The sequence below is a fragment of the Desulfofundulus sp. genome (assembly GCF_049701015.1).
Taxonomy (GTDB): domain Bacteria; phylum Bacillota; class Desulfotomaculia; order Desulfotomaculales; family Desulfovirgulaceae; genus Desulfofundulus.
Genome location: NZ_JBNATZ010000191.1, coordinates 1 through 1,552, shown reverse-complemented (window position 1 = coordinate 1,552; position 1,552 = coordinate 1). Strand labels below are relative to the sequence as shown.

Sequence of the window (1,552 nt, the reverse complement as noted above, 5' to 3'; positions counted from 1 at the left end):
GTCTGTGGGAAGTCCCGGGGCCGTGCGGGCTGCTGGTCCGCTACACAGGTGTGAGCGGGGAGTCGGAGTTCGCGGGGGTCGTCCTCTTAGAAGCCCTGGACAGCCCTGAGAGGGTGGTCCACGGGTATTTCGAGGACTTTTTCGCTCGGGGGACGGTTTTCGAGGACGGGGTATATTACTCTGCTGACGGGACGGAAGCTGTCAGGGTTAACGGTTGGGAAGTCGTCCCGCCCGAGGACTACAGGGTGCTCAGAAAGTACCTCTAGTTCCGGCGTCAGGGCTTTTCAGGGGCCGGTCTCCGGACCGGCTCCTCCACCGTTTACCAGAAGTCGCGCGAAAACTTTACAGAGGGGGGACGTTTTGTGAAATTCACTGTGTCCAAAGAAACTCTTGAGAGCGCCCTTTTCGCGGCACACCGCGCGGTCAAGCCCAACAGCCCGCTGGGTGTCCTCCGAGGGGTCCACATGGTGATCAGGGGCGACCGTCTGGAGGTGGTCGGGACGGACGCCGAGCTGACCATCCGTTACACTGCTGGAGTCGAGGTCGCGTCTGAGGGCGAAGTGACAGTAAACGCCGGGATTTACGACCTGGTGAAACGGCTGCCGGATGGTCCCGTGGAGGTCGAGCTGGCGGAGGGCGGGCTGCTGCTGAGGTATGGTGGCAGCGAGGCCAGGGTGAGCGTGTACGAGGGCGAGTTCCCGCTGCTGCCGGCGGTCAGCGGCGGCGTGGGCATTGAGGTCAGCGCCGGGGAGTTTTTGAACGCGGTCAACCGGGTCTATTTCGCTTGCTACAAGGGTATGTGCAGTCCCATTTTGACCGGGGTGCTGTTCAGGGTCACGCCGTTCAACCTGGAGCTGGTGGCGAGCGACGGGGTCCGCATAAACTGGGCGTGCCTGCCGGTGAGCGGCGGGGGCGGTGCCGAGGCGGTAGTGCCGCAGGCCGCGCTGCAGGAGGCGCTGAAGGTGCTGGGCGGCGACAGGGTGGCGGTGAACGTCCAGGACAACCTGGTAGTTTTCCGCAGCGGGCCGGTGGAGGTGTTTTCCCGTACGATTGCCGGGAGGTACCCGGACTACATGTCCTGCGTGCCGGAGGGTTTCAGCGCGCGGGTGCGGGTGAGCGTGAGGGACCTGCTGGAGACGCTAGGCAGGGCCGCGGTGATCGTCGACAGCCGGAACGTCTCGAAGGTCAGGGTTGACGTCAGCGGCGGGAAGATGACCGTATCCGCATCCGGGGTGGGGGGCAGCGTGACCGAGACCCTGGAAGTGTGTCACGAAGGGGAGCCGGTCACGATGTTTTTCCAGACCCGCTACCTGGCGGAGGCCGTGCGGGTGGTCGGGGAGGAAGAGGCGGAGGTCGGCTTTGTCACGGACGCGCCCGCGGTGAAAGTGGCGAGCGGGGACGGCACGTACTTTTCGGTACTCCGCCCGCTGGTCAGGGAGGCCGCGGAGGCGGCAGCGTAGCAGGAGCAGGCCGGGGCATCCTGCCCCGGCTTTTCTGCTCGTGCGCCCGGCATGGGCGTTAACTTGGTGGTGAAAGTCCACTGCAGGCGAGG

The 1,552-nt window shown here is 65.1% G+C and carries 2 protein-coding genes; both read left to right on the top strand.

The features are described 5' to 3' along the window. The coding region (locus ACPLUI_RS11000) for a hypothetical protein (protein ID WP_424660310.1) at positions 1–266 on the top strand (266 nt) is incomplete at its 5' end. Between the two features lie 96 nt (positions 267–362). Further along, complete coding sequence (gene dnaN / locus ACPLUI_RS10995; protein WP_424660309.1) at positions 363–1,460, top strand: DNA polymerase III subunit beta; 1,098 nt, start codon at positions 363–365, stop codon at positions 1,458–1,460. The last annotated feature ends 92 nt before the right edge of the window (positions 1,461–1,552 follow it).